Origin of the sequence: Mucilaginibacter sp. SG538B, from assembly GCF_013376065.1 — a bacterium.
Taxonomy (GTDB): domain Bacteria; phylum Bacteroidota; class Bacteroidia; order Sphingobacteriales; family Sphingobacteriaceae; genus Mucilaginibacter; species Mucilaginibacter rubeus.
Map to the genome: position 1 here is coordinate 1,572,314 of NZ_JABMJI010000001.1, position 18,313 is coordinate 1,590,626.

Genomic DNA, 18,313 nt, shown 5'->3' on the forward strand with positions numbered 1-18,313 from the left:
AGTTTTTATTATAAAAAGACTGACTAAATTTATTTCATGAAAAAACAATTTTTAGCTTTCACTTTCCTTTTATCCGGCTTTGCTGCTTCGGCGCAAAAAGTACCTTATACCAATTGCGATAAATGCTGGCTGGCCGATTCATTGGGTAACCACCGTGTGGTGTTAACCTTTAATGGTACAGGTAAAGTGGCTAAAGCAGTGATCAACTGGCGGCGCAGGGATAACGAGCCCGAAAACAAGCGGATCATTATTGAGGATGCTAAAACCAAACAAAAGATTACCAACGTAAAAATCGGAGCAGTAAACCGTGAAAGTGGCGAGATGTATTTTGAGCCGACATCGGGTAAGGGCACTTATTTTGTGTATTACATGCCTTATAAAAATGAGGGGCGCTCAAACTATCCTAAAGGTGTTTATCTCAAACCCGAAAATACAGCTTCATCTGACTGGCTTAATGCAGTAAGCGGCAAGGCGCCTGTAGCTTCGGTAAAAGAGTATCAGTCTATTGATGCTTTTAACAGTTTTTACCCGATGGAGGTGATTGCTACTAAAGCAGAAACTGAAGCTTTGATTAGTAAACATAAAGCAGAAGCATTTTTAGTTTTCCCGGAAGACAGGATGAACTCCATCCGCATGACCAAAGATTTACCGCAACGCTGGATTGAGCTTGGTGCGAGGAGTACATATGCCGGTGAAGCAGCCCGCGGTGAAAACTTTGCATTTCAGTTGGGCATTTACGCGCTGCAAAATATCGAAAATGTACAGGTAACATTCAGCGATTTGAAATCGGCTACAGGTAAGGTGATCCCGGCTTCGGCACTATTTTGTATCAATACAGGGGGCACTACTTATGACGCAAAACCACTTACTAAAGTAGTAAACGTGGCTAAGGGCGACATTCAGGCTTTATGGTGTGGAGTGAATGTACCTGCCGCAATTTTACCTTCAGTTTATACCGGTAAGGCTACCATTAGCATCAACGGAAAACCTGCAAAAACAATTGCCTTATCTGTTAAGGTAAATAGCAAAATATCGAAAGATGGCGGTGTAAGCGAGCCTTATAAAATGACCCGCCTGGGCTGGTTAAACTCAACCATGGCGCAACAAAATACCGTTATTTCGCCGTATACGCCGCTTGAAATAAGCGGCAATACTATTAGCCTGCTTGGCCGTAAAGTGGAGGTGAATAAAGATGGTTTCCCCAAACAGATCCAGACTTACTTTACCCCAGAGATGACGGAGTACGCGGCAACACCTAATAACCTGCTTACCGAGGGCATCCACTTTCATTTTATTGATGCCGCCGGTAAAAAGATAAACCTGAAAAGCCAGGGTGTGCAATTCACTAAAAAAGAGGCAGGCACAGTGCAGTGGACGGCAGTAAGCGCTAATGATAGTTTACAGATGGATGTAACCGCCTCGCTGGAGTTTGACGGCTTTATGGCTTATACCGTGAAAGTAAAAGCCCTGCAGGATGTTAGCCTGAAAGATATTACCATGCACATCCCTTTTAAAAAGGATTTTGCCAAATATATGATAGGCCTTGGTCAAAAAGGGGGCTACCGACCCGAAAACTTTGAATGGAAATGGGATGTTGCCCATAAAAACCAGGATGGTGCCTGGATAGGCAATGTGAACGGCGGTTTGCAGTATTCGTTAAGAGATGAAAAATATGTCCGTCCGCTGAATACTAATTTCTATTTGCAAAAGCCGTTGTTGTTACCAACTTCATGGGGTAACGATAACAAAGGCGGTATTAAAGTAGCATTTGATGGTAAAGCGGTATTGGCCAATAATTACAGCGGCGAGCACGACCTGAAAAAAGGGGATGAGCTTTATTATAACTTTACTTTATTGATAACGCCTTTCCATACCATCAATACCGATTTTCAGTGGGCTACAAGATTTTATCACGCGTACAAACCTATTGATACTATAAAAAAAGCTGGAGCAACGCTTATCAATATTCACCACGCAACGGCAATAAACCCAACTATTAACTACCCGTTTATTGCATGGCAAAAAATGAAGGCCTATGATGACTCGGCCCATGCCGCCGGGTTAAAGGTGAAAATCTACAATACCATCCGCGAGCTATCAAACCATGCCTATGAAACTTTTGCGTTACGCAGTTTAGGCCATGAGATCTATTCACCGGGCAAGGGTGGAGGTTTTAGCTGGTTACAGGAGCATGTGGGCGATGACTATATTGCCGCCTGGTTTGTCCCTGAAATCAAGGATGCCGCTATTATTAACAGCGGCATGAACCGCTGGCATAATTACTACGTGGAAGGTATGAACTGGTTAACCCAAAACGTAGGTATCGACGGTATTTACCTTGATGACGTGGCGTTCGACCGTGTTACCATGAAACGTATCAAACGTGTATTAACCAAAGATGGTCATCCCGGCATTATTGACTTACATTCTGCTAACCAGTACAACAAAAGCGACGGATTTAATAACAGTGCTAACCTGTATATGGAGCATTTCCCTTACCTGAACCGTTTATGGTTTGGTGAGTATTTTGACTATGAAAAAAATGATCCTGATTTCTTCCTGACTGAAGTGAGTGGTATTCCGTTTGGTTTAATGGGCGAGATGCTGCAGGGCGGAGGCAATAAATGGCGTGGCATGGTTTACGGCATGACCAACCGTATGCCATGGAGCGACGGTGCCGATCCGCGCCTGATCTGGAAAGCCTGGGATAACTTTGGTATGAAAGGCACAAAAATGATTGGTTACTGGGTTGACGATAATCCGGTGAAAACCGATAAAGCCAAAGTGATAGCCACCGTTTACAAAAAAGATGGCGCTGCCATGGTGGCCGTTGCCAGCTGGGAAGATGCAGATACCGACTTTCAATTAAATATCGACTGGAAAAAATTAGGTATCAATCCGGCCGGAGCAACAATTACTGCTCCTGAGATAAAAAGTTATCAGCCTGGCAAAATATTTGGCTTGAATGACAGGATCCCGGTTGAAAAAGGCAAAGGCTGGTTGTTGATCATTAAATAACAGTTAATGGATAAAAAATGGTTTATAACCATATACTTTTACATTGGCAGATCACTGAGTTAAACCCGCAGCCTGCCTTTGTGGTTTATTGATTGCTGGTTTATTATGTTAGTTTGCAGTGGTGGTATGTACCAAAAGCATGCATACCGCCTGCATTTTTATAAAAGCCGTAAACCCTTGAAACTGAACGGTAACAAGCTCTTTGATGCATTTGGGTAATAAAGTGAATTGAAATAAAATGAAAATATTTTAATCGAATCGGTAAATTGTTAGTACTTTCATAAAAAAATAACCAAAATATTGAATTACTACCAATGAATACACAGCATCCATGGCATGAAGTTTCAACCGGACCTAAAATTCCCTATGTTGTAAACGCCGTTATTGAAATTCCCAAGGGCTCAAAAGCTAAATATGAGATTGATAAAGAATCCGGGCTTTTAAAGTTAGACCGTGTTCTTTTTTCGTCAGTAATGTATCCGGCCAATTATGGATTTATCCCACAAACCTATTGTGATGATCAGGATCCGCTTGATATTTTAGTTTTATGTTCGGTTGATGTTTTTCCGTTGTCTGTCATCGAAGCTAAGGTGATAGGGGTAATGCATATGGTTGACAATGGCGAACAGGATGACAAAATCATTGCGGTTGCCAATAATGATATGTCGGTAAACTACATAAATGATTTAAGCGAGTTGCCGCCACATACTATTAAAGAGATTGAGTGCTTCTTTAAAGATTACAAGGTTTTGGAAGGCAAAAATGTAACTGTTGAACGCTGGATGGGGGTAAGTTACGGCCATCAGGTGATAGAAGATAGTATGGTATTATACGATGTTAATTTTAAACCGGTCCAAACCAAAGTTGCCGGTTAAAAATATTAAGATCTGATAAAAAATGTTTAACTCTGCTTCTTTTTAATTGAGCTGCGGCGTTAAACATTTTTTATTTTTACTTCGTCCCGGCGGGGAGCGCAGCGCAGATAATCTTAGGAGTTAGTACCGTTGGTTTCGTCCAGGATTTGCCTGCTCCGTTTATACCTCGTTAATTTTAGGTTTAAAATTGCAGCAGGCTAAATAATCCCTCCGCGGGATGCATATTTGCATTCGCATATTGCTAATGATGTTTTATGAAAATACTGCACATTATACCTGCTTATAAACCCGCTTATGGCTACGGAGGTCCAACTGAATCTGTATCGCGGCTTTGCGAGGGGTTAGCAGCTAATGGGCATGTTGTTGACGTTTATACCACTACAGCCAACGGTAAAACCGAACTGGATGTAATACCCGGCACTATAACAAATGTGGAAGGGGTTAATGTAATTTATTTTAAACGGATCACCGGTGATCATACACACGTTAGTCCGGCATTATGGCGCAGGCTTGTTAAAACCGCCAGCCATTATGATGTGATCCACATCCATTCGTGGTGGAACATTTTAAACGTAATGGCTGCACGGATCGCCTTGTTCAGTAAGGCCAAAGTGATTTTGGCGCCCCGCGGCATGCTGAGCGGGTACGTATTTGAAAGCGGGAACAGCAGCTACAAAAAATTGATCCATAAATTAGGTGGTCGTAAAATTTTAAAGAAATGCGTGCTGCACGCTACCGCCCAATCTGAATATATGGAATGCAGGAAGTTGATTCCGGGCTGGCAGGGCTTTGTATTACCCAATATTTTATCATTACCTGATATTGAAATAAAGGGGCCCCATAATGAGTGCTTCACGATTATTTTTATGTCGCGCATTCATCATAAAAAAGGACTTGAAAAACTATTTATTGCTATAAGCAAGCTTTCTTTTAACCTGAAACTTGTTATTGCGGGCGATGGAGAGGAAGCATATATACAGCAATTGAAACAACTTGCAAATGAGTTAAATATAGCTTCAAAAATTGACTGGATAGGCTGGGTGAACCGGGATGAGAAATTTGAACGGCTTAACCAGTCTGATCTGTGTGTCCTCACCTCCTTTAATGAAAACTTCGCGAATGTGGTGGTTGAATCATTGCATATGGGTACAGCTGTTTTAGTTTCCGAAAATGTAGGTCTTTCTGATTTTGTTGGTGAAAATAACTTGGGCTGGGTTTGTACATTAGATACCGTCGACATTGTCGGAAAGCTGAACGAAGCTCACCTTGCAACGCAAAAATTAGATCACATCCGCAAGCATGGCCGCGAAATTATCCGAACGACATTTCATGAGCAGGTGCTGATAACAAAGTATTACGAAGAGTATTTAAAATAATTCCTTTTTTCTTTCGGTCAATTTACTATCCCGAGATGGTTGCCTTCCTTTAAAGTGAAGGTTGAAATGTGTGTTGGAACTAAGGTGACTACGATTAAAGGGCCAGACTATTGTCGGCCCTGCCGATACTTATAATGTAAATTCTTTAGCGTTTCTATAGTCGCCTCATCTGTCGAGATCCCATAGCCCGTTACCAGTGTTCCTTTAATACCTTCCGCTGAAGCAAGGGCGTAAACAATAGCCTCATCGGAGGGGTCGGAGGGGCCTTCGTAGCGGTACAGGTCCACTATTTCAAATTCTTTTACCGGGAAGTTTTCCGCGCCTGCTTTAAGGTGATCACCTTCCAGGCTAAATTCATGGGTATAGCCTTGTTCTTTTAATTTGGTTATAGCTTCGGTTACAGTTGCGTAATGAAATTTTTGTTCTTCCATGAGATAGGTGTTTGTTATCAATAGCTAATATACAATTAAAGTACGCTGCCTGTTTCAGTAATTTCTGCCGAAAATGTTTCGGGTTGTACCAACACAAAGCGCACCAAACCAAACTCCTGCTTAATACAATCCCGGATCCGGCCTATAGCTTCGTTGATTTGTTCGGTATTCAGATCATCTTTAAAAGCTACTATCAGCATCAAAATAATTTCATCGGGCGATTGATAGGTTGACAGCATGTGCATCACCTTTAAAACGGCATTATCCTGTTCAACGAGGGTGCTTATCTTCGTCCGCGATTCAGACGAAATGCCTTCGCCCATAAGCAAACTCCTGCTCTCCCGGGCTAATATGGCCGAAACACCAACCAAAATTAAACCAACCAATAATGATGCTATACCGTCAAGCACGGGGATGTGATAACGATGGTTCAGGAACATGCAGATGCCAACGATAAAAAGTCCGGCAACGGCTGCGCTATCCTCAAACATCACTAAAAAGGTTGATGGGTCTTTGCTTTTAACTACGGCATCCCACCAGGTTTGATCTCCCCTTATGGCGTTAAATTCTTTCAGGGCGATGATGAGCGACGAGCCTTCAAATATGACGGATAATCCCAAAACGATATAGCTCATCGTCGGGTCGCCAAGGGGTTCGGGTTCGCGGATATGTAATATACCCTGGTAAATAGATAACCCTCCGCCCAGGCCAAATATCATGATAGATACAATGAACGACCAAAAATATAGCTCCTTACCGTAGCCAAAAGGATGGGTTTTATCGGGCTCTTTGCGGGCCCGGTGCAGGCCAAACAATAGCAGCAATTCGTTAGCGGTATCCACTAACGAGTGGATACCCTCGGAGATCATAGACCCGCTTCGACCTATAACGCCCGCTATAAATTTGGTTATTGCTATGAGCAGGTTGGCAATTAGCGCGCTATATATCGATTTTTTTGATGAGATCATATTCCTTAATGCGCTATTACCTCGGCATCGCCAAGTTTTTTAACATACAATTCATCAACCAAAATCACAATAATGGCCACAATAGGAACTGCCAATATGATACCCAGTACCCCCGAAAGCGTTCCCATAACCACCTGGCTGATGATGGTAAGCGCAGGAGGCAGGTTGATCATACGGTTTTGTACTATCGGCACTACGATATTGCTCACTACGGTTTGCGATACAACATAAATGAGCGCCACTATAATGGCGGTATTTGTGCCCACGGTAAGGGCAAGTAATACACCCGGTATCATGGCTATAACCGAGCCCAGGTTAGGGATGATCTTTAACATGCCTGCAAATAAGGCTAATATCAATGCCGCCGGAATTCCCATAATGCTTAAGCCGGTGGTAAGCAGCAAGCCCAATAATACCATAGAGAGCAGCATCCCTTTAAGCCAGCCTTTTAATGAAAGACTGATCCTGTCCATAATATCTTGTCCCAAAGGTTTTTTTTGATCTGATAGCAGCATTAAAATGCCGTTTTTATAAACATCGGGATTGGTAGTAAAAAAAATACTCAGGAACAGGATGATATAAATATCACCCAGCACGCCAAAGCTGGTACTGAAAAAGTGCTGTACGGTAACCACAACTTTGTCAGGGTCATTATCGCCCGAAAAATAATCAAGTATTTGCTGCCCGGTTGGGTTTGAAGCCAGTTTAGCTTTAAAATTATTAACCGTATGCGGGAGTGTATCTTTAAGTAAAGCTATCTGGTGCTGTATGGTTGTGCCCATCAAATAAAACAAGCCCGCCACAATTAAAAATGAACCAACTACAGATATGATCATGGCATACCGCCTCGGCATTTTAGTGTTGCGCTCTATCAGGTCGCCAAGGCCATGAAAATAAGTCGCGATCAGTGCGCCTGAAAGTACCATGAGTAGTACGTTAAAAGCCACCCGGGCTATCAGTATCACTACAACCAATAAGGCAACAATAGCAACAGTGTGCCATACTTTTTCGATATAAGTAAGCTCTTTCTCTTTTTTTGGGGTCATATAGCAGGTATTTGTTCCATTAACACATTCATGTACCCTAAATGTTTTGATTGAATTAAGTTAACAAGATATTACGAAAGAGATTGAGATCGATTGCTTTTAAACTTTTTAAAATGTTTTAAAAAGGAAGTGTAACAATTTAAATGAGTTTTTGTAAAATTATTCCGCCAACGGCTTTTTTACCGATATTTAGGTTTATACCGAACCAAAAACCATAACCCTCCAGTTGATGAAGAAAAGCTACTACATCGTAACGCTGATCATGCTTACGTTTTTTGTTATTTCGTTTTTAACCAATATCATCGGGCCGTTATCTCCCGAGTTTATTAAGGATTTCAAGCTGAGCGATGTATTGGCAGGGGTATTGCCCTTCGCGTTTTTTATTGCCTACGGGGTTATGTCAATCCCGTCGAGCATACTGGTTCAAAAGTATAATGAGAAAACCATTATGGTTGCTGCTTTTGTGGTGGCATTCTTTGGCTCTTTACTGTTAGCTGTTTATCCTAATTATCTCACCGCCATTATATCATTATTTTTAATTGGCTGCGGTATGGCCATGCTGCAGGTGGTGATTAATCCATTGCTCCGCACATCGGGCGGAGAGGAAAATTACGCTTTTACCTCGGTACTGGCACAGCTCATATTCGGCGGGGCATCATTTGTTAGTCCGCTGGTTTATTCATACATGGTTAAAAACATGGGGAGCAGCAAGGGTGGTATTTTCCCTTTGCTTGAGGCGCACGTACCTACAGCCATGCCCTGGATCTCGCTGTACTGGCTGTTTGCGGTTATTTGTTTAGGTATGTTGGTGATTATGCTGGTATCTAAATTTCCGAAGGTTGAACTGGCCAGCGATGAAAAAGCCGGGCCATGGAAAACCCACGTTGACCTTTTTAAAAAGCCCGTTGTTATAGCTTATTTTATAGCCCTGTTTTGTTATGTGGGCAGCGAGCAGGGCGTATCCTACTGGATGTCGCAATTTTTACTCGTTTACCACAAGTTTGATCCGCAAACCACAGGTGCCAGCGCGGTAGCCTATTTCTGGGGATTGATGACTGCCGGCGGCATTTTAGGTTTGTTTTTACTTAAATTGATGGATAGCCGCAAGCTGCTGGTGATCTTTACCATTTTGGCACTCATTTTCCTCACGCTTGGCTTGTTCGGCAGCGCTCAAACATCATTGTACTCATTTTCAATAGTTGGCTTCTTCATGTCGGTAATGTATCCCATTATATTCTCGCTGGCGTTGAGTTCGATAGCTGAAGATCACGGTTCATTTGCCGGGATCCTGGTTACCGGTATTATTGGCGGCGCAGTGGTTCAGCTCCTGATAGGCGGCCTGGGCAGCCTGTTTGGCTTAAGACAGGGAATGTTTTTCCTGTACATTACATTTGGCTACATGCTTAGCATCGGTTTTTGGGCTAAGCCGCTGGTTACCAACAAAACTATTTTTGATAATAAAGCATAATATATATTTTGATAATAAAGCATAATATATAAATGAGCAATATAAAAGTTATAGGTATTGATCTGGGTGCTACCAATATCCGCGGCGCGGTGGTTAATCATGATGCCATCGGTAATATTGTATCGCAACGGATAAAAAGCGACGGCAGTGTGGAAGATGTGCTGAACGATATTTATGCCGTTGTTGATGCCCTGCTGCAAAACGATAAGGCCAGCGCCATTGGTATAGGTGTGCCCAGCGTGGTTGATGTGGCCGAAGGTATTGTTTATGATGTGCAATATATTCCCTCATGGAAGGAAGTACACCTGAAAAAACTGATGCAGGAGCGATACAACATCCCGGTATATGTAAATAATGACGCCAATTGTTTTGCCGCAGGTGAGTTATATTTTGGAAAGGGAAAAGGTACTGACAGCATGGTTGGCGTGACCCTGGGCACCGGGCTCGGCACCGGCATTATCACCAATGGTAAACTGTACACAGGCCACAATTGCGGCGCCGGGGAGATAGGTCTTTTTCCCTATATCGATAACATCCTGGAGTACTATTGCAGCGGCTCATTTTTTAGTAATGTATACGGATTGGATGGCGTACAGGTATTTAAAGATGCACAGGCCGACAAGGAAAGGGCATTGGAGCTGTATGCCGAATTAGGAAACCATGTAGGGAATGCTGTAAAAATGATCATGTACGCCTATGATCCCGAGCTGATTATCTTAGGCGGATCGGTAAGCCAGGCTTTTGAATATTTTAAAGATACCATGTGGCAGCAGGTGAAAACCTTTGCCTACTCAAAAACGCTTGAACGTATAAAAATCGAGATCTCGGAACTGCAAAACAGCGGTATCATTGGTGCGGCTGCTTTGTATTACGATAATCAGAAGTAAAGTCAATCTATCATGAAAAAAATATTATTAATGTCGGTAATAGCCCTGCTCAGTACAAGGGCATTTGCGCAGGAGCGGCAGGAGAATTTTAACTTACTGTTGAAGGATGACTGGCAAATGCAATCGGTAGTTACGGCACCTGCCGCTGCTACAGACATCTCTAAAGAAAAATTTGATACCCAAGGCTGGTATAAAGTAAGCGTGCCATCAACCATTTTAGCTGGCTTACTGGCCAATCACGTATACAAATTCGATCCGTTTATGGGCAGGAACCTTGAAAAACTGGCAGATCCGAAGCTGGATAAACCATGGTGGTTCAGGAAGGAGTTTACCCTGCCTGCTGCCGAAAATGGCAAAAACGTGATCCTTCGATTACATGGCATCAACTATAAAGCCAACGTTTGGGTCAACGGGGTTAAAATAGCCGATTCAACAAAAGTGAAGGGCCCATATCGCATCATTGATCTTGACCTCACCAAAAATATCAACTATAGCGGCACCAACGCTTTAGCTATTGAAGTGCTTAGGCCTTTTACCCCAAACAAACGTGATGGCGACCTTGCCATTGATTATGCCGACTGGATTCCCTATCCGCAGGATTATAATGGTGGTATCATCAACAACGTCGAAGTGAGAACTTACAATAAAGTAGGCGTAAAGTTCCCGCTGGTTACTACTGATTTTGACCTGCCTTCGCTTGCGGTAGCCCATTTAACCGTAGATGCCCAGGTGACTAACTATACCAATAAACCACAGGATGCGGTGATAAAAGGCAGGATCAATGAAAATATATCCTTCGAAAAAAAAGTACACCTGCTGCCTAACGAGTCGAAGAACATAAACTTTTCGCCTTTGGAGTTTAAGCAGCTTAATATTAAAGATCCATCCATCTGGTGGCCCTGGCAATATGGTAAGCCAAACCTCAACCACATTGAAGTATCGGCTTTGGTTAATAAAAAGCTGAGCAACTCAGTGAGTGAGAACTTTGGGATCAGGCAGTTTATATCCAGGATTATTGACAATAACCAGTCGCGGGAGTTTATTGTGAATGGCAAGCCAATTATGTTAAGAGGTGCGGCCTGGTCGCCTGATATTTTTCAGCGCCGTTCGCCCGAAAGGCAGGAGCAGGAGATCCGCCTGGTGCGTGATATGAACATGAACATTGTACGCTCCGAGGGTAAAATGGAAGACGATAATTTTTACGATCTGTGCGATAAATACGGCCTGATGGTGATGAACGGCTGGATGTGCTGCGGCACCTGGCAACATCCCGAAAAATGGGATCCGGCCGAACGAAAAGTTGCCATGGCGTCAGATAGTAGTGTGATGTACTGGCTGCGCAACAAAGCCAGCTTGTTTGTATGGCTCAATGGCAGCGATATGCCACCGACAGATACCTCTGTTGAGCGCGATTACCTGAAGATTGAAAAGCAGTTAAAATGGCCTAACCCTTTATTAGCAACCGCTAATGAAAGTAAGTCAAAGGTATCGGGCTATAGCGGTGTAAAAATGGCCGGCCCGTATGAGTGGGTGCCGCCTATTTATTGGGAAACCGATGCCGCCAAAAAGTATGGCGGTACTTACAGTTTTGCTACCGAGATTTCGCCCGGCCCGTCAATCCCGCCGTATGAAAGCCTGGTGAAATTTATTCCTAAAGATTCGCTGAACATAACCTCGGCCGCCTGGAACTATCATTGCGGTACAGGCTCATTTGGCACCACAAAGGTATTCACCAAAGCGCTTTACGGCCGTTACGGCGAAACTGCATCCATTAAAAATTATGTAGCCAAAGCTCAGGCACAAAACTACGAGGCTCACCGCGCCATGATGGAAGCCTACGGGTTAAACAAATATCAAACTGCCACTGGCGTCGTGCAATGGATGCTGAGCAATCCGTGGCCAGGCATTATCTGGCATACATATGATTATTACCTGTATCCGGCCGGTACTTACTTTGGCATGAAAAAGGCGATGGAGCCGCTGCATGTGCTGTATTCTTACAAAACTAATGAGGTAGCAATTATCAACTCCTATTTAAAAATCTTTACCGGTTTAAAAGTTAAGGCTGATGTTTATAACCTCGATGGGTCAAATAAATTCAGCAAAACCGCAACTGCCGATATAGGTGCCGATGCATCAAAAAGATTATTCGCCCTGCCCGCCATTACCGGTTTAACGGATACTTACCTGTTGCGCCTTGAGCTAAGCGATAAAAGCGGTGGAACTAAAAGCATCAACTGGTACTGGCTCTCCAAAAAAAGCGATGAGCTGAATTGGAAAAAATCAAACTGGTTTACTACACCACAATCGGCTTATGCGGATTATTCAGCCCTGCAATCTTTACCCAAAACTAAATTAGTGGTTAGTCAAACCGGTAAAGCTGAAGGGGACAGCACCTCGCATATAGTAATTATCAAAAATACAGGCAGTGCAGTTGCGTTTTTTGTACATCTGCGCGCTTTAAAAGGGCAAGGTGGTGACGATATTTTACCGGTGATCTTCAGCGATAACTATATCTCGCTGGCACCAGGCGAAAGCAGGGTGATTAAGTGTACCTATAGCACTAAGAATGCCGATGGTACAGCGCCTTATTTCCTAACTTCGGCCTGGAACCTGGATATAGCTGCGAGCAGTGGCGATTGTGGGTTTGAAGATGGGCTGCCGAAGGAGTAGTTTATCCGGGAAATAAGCTGATCATGGCCTGTTTTCTTAAGTTAAAACATCTGGTAAATTTATCCCCAGTGGATAAATACAGGCATTTTTCGGGCTAATTTCCGGTGATTGGTGGGATAAATAAACCGCTGTTTGTTATATTCGGCAAAACCCAAGCAGATAATGAAATTACTATCTAATTTAACCCTGTCGTTTTGCCTGTTTTTTTGTGCCGGTGTTTGGGCCCAGCAACCTGTTAATATGCAATATTCTGTGTCGATGGAAAAGGCGGCCGACCATTTGTATCATGTTGAGTTGACCAATAAAACCCACCTCAAAACGCTCGATTTTAAGATGTGCGTTTGGACGCCGGGATATTACCAGCTAATCAATTTTGCCGGAGCTGTACAAAATTTTACTGTTGCCGATGCAAAAGGCAATTCGCTTAAATTTGATAAGCCCACTAAGGATACCTGGAAGGTTATTAACCCCTCGGCCGGAGATGTAAAGATCTCATACGATGTTAAAGCCGTTGTGCCGTTTGTGGGCAACGTTTACCTTGACGAAACAAGAGGCTACATCACCCCCGGGGGCCTGTTCATGTACCTCGACCAGGAATTACGCCATCCGGTCACCATCCAAATGAAGCCTTACAGTAAATGGAATGATCTGGTAGCAACCGGGCTGGACACCCTGAAAGGGCAATACCATGTTTATAAAGCGGCCGATTTTGATGTGCTTTATGACAGCCCTTTTTTAATGGGCGAGCTGGAAGTTTTGCCACCTTTCAGCGTGCAGAATAAACCACACAACTTTATCGGTTATAAGTTGCCTGCTTTTGACAGGAAGGCGTTTATGAACGACCTAAAAAAGATAGTAGTGACCGGCAGCAACATCATAGGAGAAATTCCTTATACACATTATACCTTTTTATCAATAGGCGCTGGCGGCGGCGGTATCGAACACTTAAACTCAACCTCGTTAAGTTTTAGCGGAGGTGAAGGGTTTAATACTACCGAAGCTCGTAAAAAGCTGTACAACTTTATAGCGCATGAGTATTTTCACCATTATAATGTTAAACGTATTCGGCCGGTGGAGCTTGGGCCGTTTGATTATTCGAAAGAGAACCATACCAATATGCTTTGGGTATCAGAGGGCTTTACCGTTTATTATGAGTATATGATAACCAGGCATGCCGGTTTAATGAACAATGAAGATATGTTTGGTGATTTTCAGAATAATCTGCGTAACTACGAAAATGAGCCGGGCCATTTGTATCAATCGGCAACACAGGCCAGTTACAACACCTGGGATGACGGGCCAAACGGCAGGCAGGGCGATGATTTTAATAAAACCATTTCATACTACGATAAAGGGCCGATTCTTGGTTTGATGCTTGATTTCAGCATCCGCCATGCAACGCAAAATAAAAAAACGCTTGATGATGTAATGCGCCTGCTTTATTATAAGTATTACAAAAAGCTGAACCGCGGTTTTACAGAACAGGAATTCAGGAATGAATGTGAGAAAATGGCGGGCGTACCTTTAACCGAGGTATTTGAATATGCATCCACCGTTAAACCGCCTGATTATCCAAAATATTTCGCTTACGGAGGACTAGCTGTTGATACTGCTACTAAAGTGGTATCGGAATCATGGGCTGGCCTTAACGTGCGGCAGCAGGGTGACACCCTCCGGATCAATACTGTTGCTTATAAATCGCCGGCTTGGAATGCAGGCATTCGTGGGCGCAGTGTTATTTTGAAGGTTAATGGCGAGACCGCTAATCCAGAAGCTTTGGGTAAAGCACTGGATAACCGTAAAGAAGGCGATGTAGTGAAGTTTACCATTCTGAAAGATGGAGTCACCAAAGATATTGATGTAGCGCTTGGTAAAAAGCGTGAAAAATCATTCAGGATAACTCCGTTACCAAATCCTGATCAGCTGCAATCGGCTATCTTTAAAAGCTGGACGGAGGGGCGTTGATTGTTGTCTGAATCAGAATTTACAGGATTTGAGAATTTTCAAAATTATAAACGAGTCGCAAGAAATTCTGTTAATTCCAAAATTCTGTAAATTCTGATTCAGACAATTTGCGTTAGCGATAGTAGCGGGTACCGGCCTCGTGGCTAATGCCTGTGCAGTATGAGCGTATAGCGCGGGCCGAAGGTAACGCCATAATTGATTTCGGAGTCGGGATTTTTGATTTCGAATTTATTATAGCTTAACCGAAATTGAACGAGTTGAGGAATTTATGAATTTGCCTGGAATTCTGCCAATTATTTAATTCCAAAAATTTGAGTTCAGACTATAATAGGCACTTATCGAACTCATCCCAACCACCTTCACTTCAAAAACTAACTACTCATCATAAATCTCATCATAAACCAACCACTCACTTAATCAACCAGCCAACCGTTCACTCCTGAAAAGATAACCACTCACTTAATCCAACCCAATCAGCCATTCACCATTAAAACAAACCCCAAAAACAAATCCATCCGCCCCCTTGCTTTTGCATAATTAATCACTATCTTTGCACCCACAATTAATAAAATAGTTAACGCTTTAATATTATTCAAGTAATGTATTTAGGTAAAGAAGCAAAGGCAGAGATCTTTGCAAAACACGGTAAATCAGCAGCTGACACAGGTTCGGCCGAAGGTCAGGTAGCTTTATTTACTACCCGTATTGCTCATTTAACAGGGCATTTGAAAAAAAACAAAAAGGATTTTTCAACTCAATTATCGCTACAAAAATTAGTAGGTAAACGTCGTGCGTTACTTGCTTACCTGTATAATAAAGACATTGAAAGGTACCGTGCTATCATCAAAGCTTTACAGCTAAGGGATATCATTAAGTAATTCTCTCCTTTTTTATTTAAAAGCCATCCCCATTTTAGGATGGCTTTTTTACTTTTGCAACATATATTTACACACATAAAATCCGATGCGCTCCCGAAGATGAAAAGTGCATCACAAACAAAAAAAGATGAGTTTAAACGTAATTAAAAAAGTTATTGATCTGGGCGACGGACGCACCATTGAGATCGAAACAGGTAAACTGGCCAAACAAGCGGATGGCTCGGTAGTAGTAAAAATGGGTGATACCATGTTACTGGCTACTGTTGTATCATCGCCTGAAGCTAAAGAAGGAGTTGACTTCTTGCCTTTATCGGTTGACTACCAGGAGAAATACGCTGCAACAGGCCGTATCCCGGGTGGTTTTTTACGCCGTGAGGCTCGTTTATCAGACTATGAGGTTTTGATCTCCCGTTTGGTTGACCGTGCTTTACGTCCTTTGTTCCCTGAAGATTATCACGCTGATACACAAGTGATGATCTCTTTAATCTCTGCCGATAAAGATATTATGCCCGATGCATTGGCCGGTTTGGCAGCATCTGCAGCTTTATCTGTATCTGATATACCTTTTAACGGTCCAATCTCTGAGGTACGTGTTGCTAAAATTGACGGACAGTTAGTAATCAATCCTACATTAAGCCAGCTTGAAAATGCAACTTTAGAATTTATTGTTGCAGGTAGCGAGCATGATATCAACATGGTTGAAGGCGAATCAAAAGAAATTCAGGAAGCTGAATTGGTTGAAGCCATCAAGTTTGCCCACACTGCTATTAAACTGCAATGTTTAGCTCAAAAAGAACTGACCATTGAAGTTGGTAAAACCGAAAAACGTGTTTACAGCCATGAGCATAGCAATGAGGACTTGAAAAAAGCTATCTACGCTGCTACTTATGATCAGGTTTACGCCATTGCTTCTGCTGCATCTGCAAAAGAAGAGCGGAGTGCTAAATTTAAAGAAGTGCGTGACGCCTATATCGAAACCTTAGGTGAGATAGATGATATTACTAAAGGCCTTGCTAAAAAATATTACCACGATGTGGAGTATGATGCTATCCGTAACCTTGTGTTAGACGAGGGCAAACGTTTAGATGGTCGTACTACTACACAGATCCGCCCGATATGGAGCGAAGTTGGCTATTTACCATCTGCTCACGGTTCGGCGATATTTACCCGCGGTGAAACACAATCATTAACTACCGTTACCTTAGGTGCTAAGGATGACGAGCAAATGATTGACGGTGCGTTCATTAACGGTTACCAAAAATTCCTGTTACACTACAATTTCCCTGGTTTCTCAACCGGCGAAGTTAGGCCTAACAGGGGTGCCGGTCGCCGTGAAATAGGCCACGGTAACCTGGCCATGCGTTCATTGAAACAAGTACTGCCATCTGAAGATGAAAACCCATACACTATCCGTGTAGTTTCTGATATTTTGGAATCAAACGGTTCTTCTTCAATGGCTACAGTTTGTGCCGGTACACTGGCACTGATGGATGCAGGTGTTAAAATTAAAGAGCCTGTATCAGGTATCGCGATGGGTTTGATCACCAACGAAATGGGTACCAAATATGCTATCCTTTCTGACATTCTTGGTGATGAAGACCACTTAGGTGATATGGACTTTAAAGTAACCGGTACGAAAAACGGTATCGTTGCTGTACAGATGGACCTGAAGATCAACGGCCTTTCATACGAAGTATTAACCAACGCGTTAAACCAGGCTAAAGACGGCCGTTTACATATCCTTGGCGAAATGGCTAAAACCATTACCGAGGCACGTGCCGACTACAAACCACATGCTCCGCGTATCGTTACCATTAAAATTGATAAAGAATTTATTGGTGCGGTTATAGGGCCAGGTGGTAAAATCATCCAGGAAATGCAGCGTGAAACAGGCGCAACCATCTCTATCGAGGAAAAAGACAACCAGGGTATCGTTCAGGTATTTGCTGATAACAAAGCATCTATCGACGCCGCTTTAGGCCGCATCCGCGCTATCGCTTCAAAACCAGAAGTGGGCGAGATTTACGAAGGTAAAGTAAAATCAATTATGCCTTTCGGTGCGTTTGTTGAAATTATGCCTGGTAAAGATGGCTTGCTGCACATATCTGAAATTGATCACCGCCGTATTGAAACGATGGATGGTATCTTCCAGATAGGCGACGAAGTAAGGGTTAAGCTGCTTGACGTAGATAAGCAAGGTAAACTGAAGCTATCACGTAAGGTTCTCTTACCTAAGCCTGAGCCAAAGCAAAATAATTAAGTGTTTTTATACAATAGCAAAACCCTCTTTATGAGGGTTTTGCTATTTTGTTTTAATTTTTTTTATTTTTTTAAAACAAAAAGCGGATGTTTAAACTTATTAACTGTTAATACGTAGTTGATAAAACCATAATTCCGATCCTGTTTGATAAAAAAATGACCCCTGCTGCTAACGATCCTTTAGATTTCCTGAATAGCAATTCGGCTGGTATGCAGACGGGTACTCAGACGGATTTGGTTCAGCAGTTACTGTACGAAATAATAAGGGTGAAGGAAATCATTGTTTATTACGACTCCATCCCCAATGGAGGCGGGCAGCTTGGATCATCTATCCTCAGTGAGCTGGTTTCAGAAGCTTATCAGTCGCTGGTTAACTACGATACCGTACTGATGCGGAAATATTACGATTTGTTATTGAATTGCGATTAAGTCCGAACCTGGATTTTTTGATTTTCAGGTTTCACAGATT

Annotated in this window: 13 protein-coding genes; 10 read left to right on the top strand and 3 right to left on the bottom strand. The window is 42.7% G+C overall.

Annotated features, from left to right (window positions below; all coding sequences use genetic code 11):
- Window positions 1-36 precede the first annotated feature (36 nt).
- The 3 genes from FHW88_RS06335 (at window position 37) to FHW88_RS06345 (ending at window position 5,269) form a co-directional block, all read left to right on the top strand.
- Window positions 37-3,018, top strand: coding sequence for a glycoside hydrolase domain-containing protein (locus FHW88_RS06335; RefSeq protein ID WP_176623974.1), 2,982 nt, complete (start codon window positions 37-39; stop codon window positions 3,016-3,018).
- A 314-nt stretch (window positions 3,019-3,332) separates the two neighbouring features.
- On the top strand, window positions 3,333-3,893 hold the full coding sequence (locus FHW88_RS06340; RefSeq protein ID WP_091168153.1) for an inorganic diphosphatase: 561 nt from the start codon (window positions 3,333-3,335) through the stop codon (window positions 3,891-3,893).
- Between the two features lie 254 nt (window positions 3,894-4,147).
- Window positions 4,148-5,269, top strand: coding sequence for an XrtY-associated glycosyltransferase XYAG1 (locus tag FHW88_RS06345; RefSeq protein WP_176623976.1), 1,122 nt, complete (start codon window positions 4,148-4,150; stop codon window positions 5,267-5,269).
- 107 nt (window positions 5,270-5,376) lie between these two features.
- Here FHW88_RS06345 and FHW88_RS06350 read toward each other — a convergent pair whose 3' ends face one another.
- The 3 genes from FHW88_RS06350 to FHW88_RS06360 are packed head-to-tail and all read right to left on the bottom strand — an operon-like array spanning window position 5,377 to window position 7,714.
- Entirely contained in the window at window positions 5,377-5,700 is a 324-nt protein-coding gene (locus tag FHW88_RS06350; protein WP_176623978.1) for a hypothetical protein, read from the bottom strand.
- Window positions 5,701-5,735: 35 nt separating this feature from the next.
- The gene (locus tag FHW88_RS06355) at window positions 5,736-6,668 is read right to left on the bottom strand and encodes a cation diffusion facilitator family transporter (protein ID WP_176623980.1); all 933 of its coding nucleotides are present in this window, start codon (window positions 6,666-6,668) and stop codon (window positions 5,736-5,738) included.
- Between the two features lie 5 nt (window positions 6,669-6,673).
- A complete protein-coding gene (locus FHW88_RS06360) occupies window positions 6,674-7,714 on the bottom strand; it encodes an AI-2E family transporter (RefSeq protein WP_176623982.1) in 1,041 nt (346 codons plus the stop codon).
- A gap of 229 nt (window positions 7,715-7,943) precedes the next feature.
- On the opposite strand from FHW88_RS06360, the gene FHW88_RS06365 reads away from it, so the two are divergent.
- The 7 genes from FHW88_RS06365 (at window position 7,944) to FHW88_RS06395 (ending at window position 18,273) form a co-directional block, all read left to right on the top strand.
- Window positions 7,944-9,182: an MFS transporter gene (locus tag FHW88_RS06365; protein WP_176623984.1), complete on the top strand. Its 1,239-nt coding sequence runs from the start codon at window positions 7,944-7,946 to the stop codon at window positions 9,180-9,182.
- Between the two features lie 32 nt (window positions 9,183-9,214).
- Entirely contained in the window at window positions 9,215-10,069 is an 855-nt protein-coding gene (locus tag FHW88_RS06370) for an ROK family protein (RefSeq protein WP_176623986.1), read from the top strand.
- A gap of 12 nt (window positions 10,070-10,081) precedes the next feature.
- Window positions 10,082-12,742 carry a glycoside hydrolase family 2 protein gene (locus tag FHW88_RS06375; RefSeq protein ID WP_176623988.1) on the top strand — a complete coding sequence of 887 codons (2,661 nt, stop codon included), beginning with the start codon at window positions 10,082-10,084 and terminating at the stop codon, window positions 12,740-12,742.
- Window positions 12,743-12,904: 162 nt separating this feature from the next.
- Window positions 12,905-14,707, top strand: coding sequence for a M61 family metallopeptidase (locus FHW88_RS06380; protein ID WP_176623990.1), 1,803 nt, complete (start codon window positions 12,905-12,907; stop codon window positions 14,705-14,707).
- A 599-nt stretch (window positions 14,708-15,306) separates the two neighbouring features.
- Entirely contained in the window at window positions 15,307-15,585 is a 279-nt protein-coding gene (gene rpsO, locus FHW88_RS06385) for a 30S ribosomal protein S15 (RefSeq protein WP_090524765.1), read from the top strand.
- Window positions 15,586-15,712: 127 nt separating this feature from the next.
- Window positions 15,713-17,845: a polyribonucleotide nucleotidyltransferase gene (pnp, locus tag FHW88_RS06390; protein ID WP_090526179.1), complete on the top strand. Its 2,133-nt coding sequence runs from the start codon at window positions 15,713-15,715 to the stop codon at window positions 17,843-17,845.
- A gap of 155 nt (window positions 17,846-18,000) precedes the next feature.
- Window positions 18,001-18,273 (top strand): hypothetical protein, encoded by a 273-nt coding sequence (locus FHW88_RS06395; protein WP_176623992.1) that lies wholly within the window; start codon window positions 18,001-18,003, stop codon window positions 18,271-18,273.
- The last annotated feature ends 40 nt before the right edge of the window (window positions 18,274-18,313 follow it).

Excerpts from the sequence above, each read along its gene's own strand:
- FHW88_RS06335 (WP_176623974.1), top strand. The coding sequence starts at position 37 with ATGAAAAAACAATTTTTAGCTTTCACTTTCCTTTTATCCGGCTTTGCT.
- FHW88_RS06340 (WP_091168153.1), top strand. The coding sequence starts at position 3,333 with ATGAATACACAGCATCCATGGCATGAAGTTTCAACCGGACCTAAAATT.
- FHW88_RS06345 (WP_176623976.1), top strand. The coding sequence starts at position 4,148 with ATGAAAATACTGCACATTATACCTGCTTATAAACCCGCTTATGGCTAC.
- FHW88_RS06350 (WP_176623978.1), bottom strand. The coding sequence starts at position 5,700 with ATGGAAGAACAAAAATTTCATTACGCAACTGTAACCGAAGCTATAACC.
- FHW88_RS06355 (WP_176623980.1), bottom strand. The coding sequence starts at position 6,668 with ATGATCTCATCAAAAAAATCGATATATAGCGCGCTAATTGCCAACCTG.
- FHW88_RS06360 (WP_176623982.1), bottom strand. The coding sequence starts at position 7,714 with ATGACCCCAAAAAAAGAGAAAGAGCTTACTTATATCGAAAAAGTATGG.
- FHW88_RS06365 (WP_176623984.1), top strand. The coding sequence starts at position 7,944 with ATGAAGAAAAGCTACTACATCGTAACGCTGATCATGCTTACGTTTTTT.
- FHW88_RS06370 (WP_176623986.1), top strand. The coding sequence starts at position 9,215 with ATGAGCAATATAAAAGTTATAGGTATTGATCTGGGTGCTACCAATATC.
- FHW88_RS06375 (WP_176623988.1), top strand. The coding sequence starts at position 10,082 with ATGAAAAAAATATTATTAATGTCGGTAATAGCCCTGCTCAGTACAAGG.
- FHW88_RS06380 (WP_176623990.1), top strand. The coding sequence starts at position 12,905 with ATGAAATTACTATCTAATTTAACCCTGTCGTTTTGCCTGTTTTTTTGT.
- rpsO (WP_090524765.1), top strand. The coding sequence starts at position 15,307 with ATGTATTTAGGTAAAGAAGCAAAGGCAGAGATCTTTGCAAAACACGGT.
- pnp (WP_090526179.1), top strand. The coding sequence starts at position 15,713 with ATGAGTTTAAACGTAATTAAAAAAGTTATTGATCTGGGCGACGGACGC.
- FHW88_RS06395 (WP_176623992.1), top strand. The coding sequence starts at position 18,001 with ATGACCCCTGCTGCTAACGATCCTTTAGATTTCCTGAATAGCAATTCG.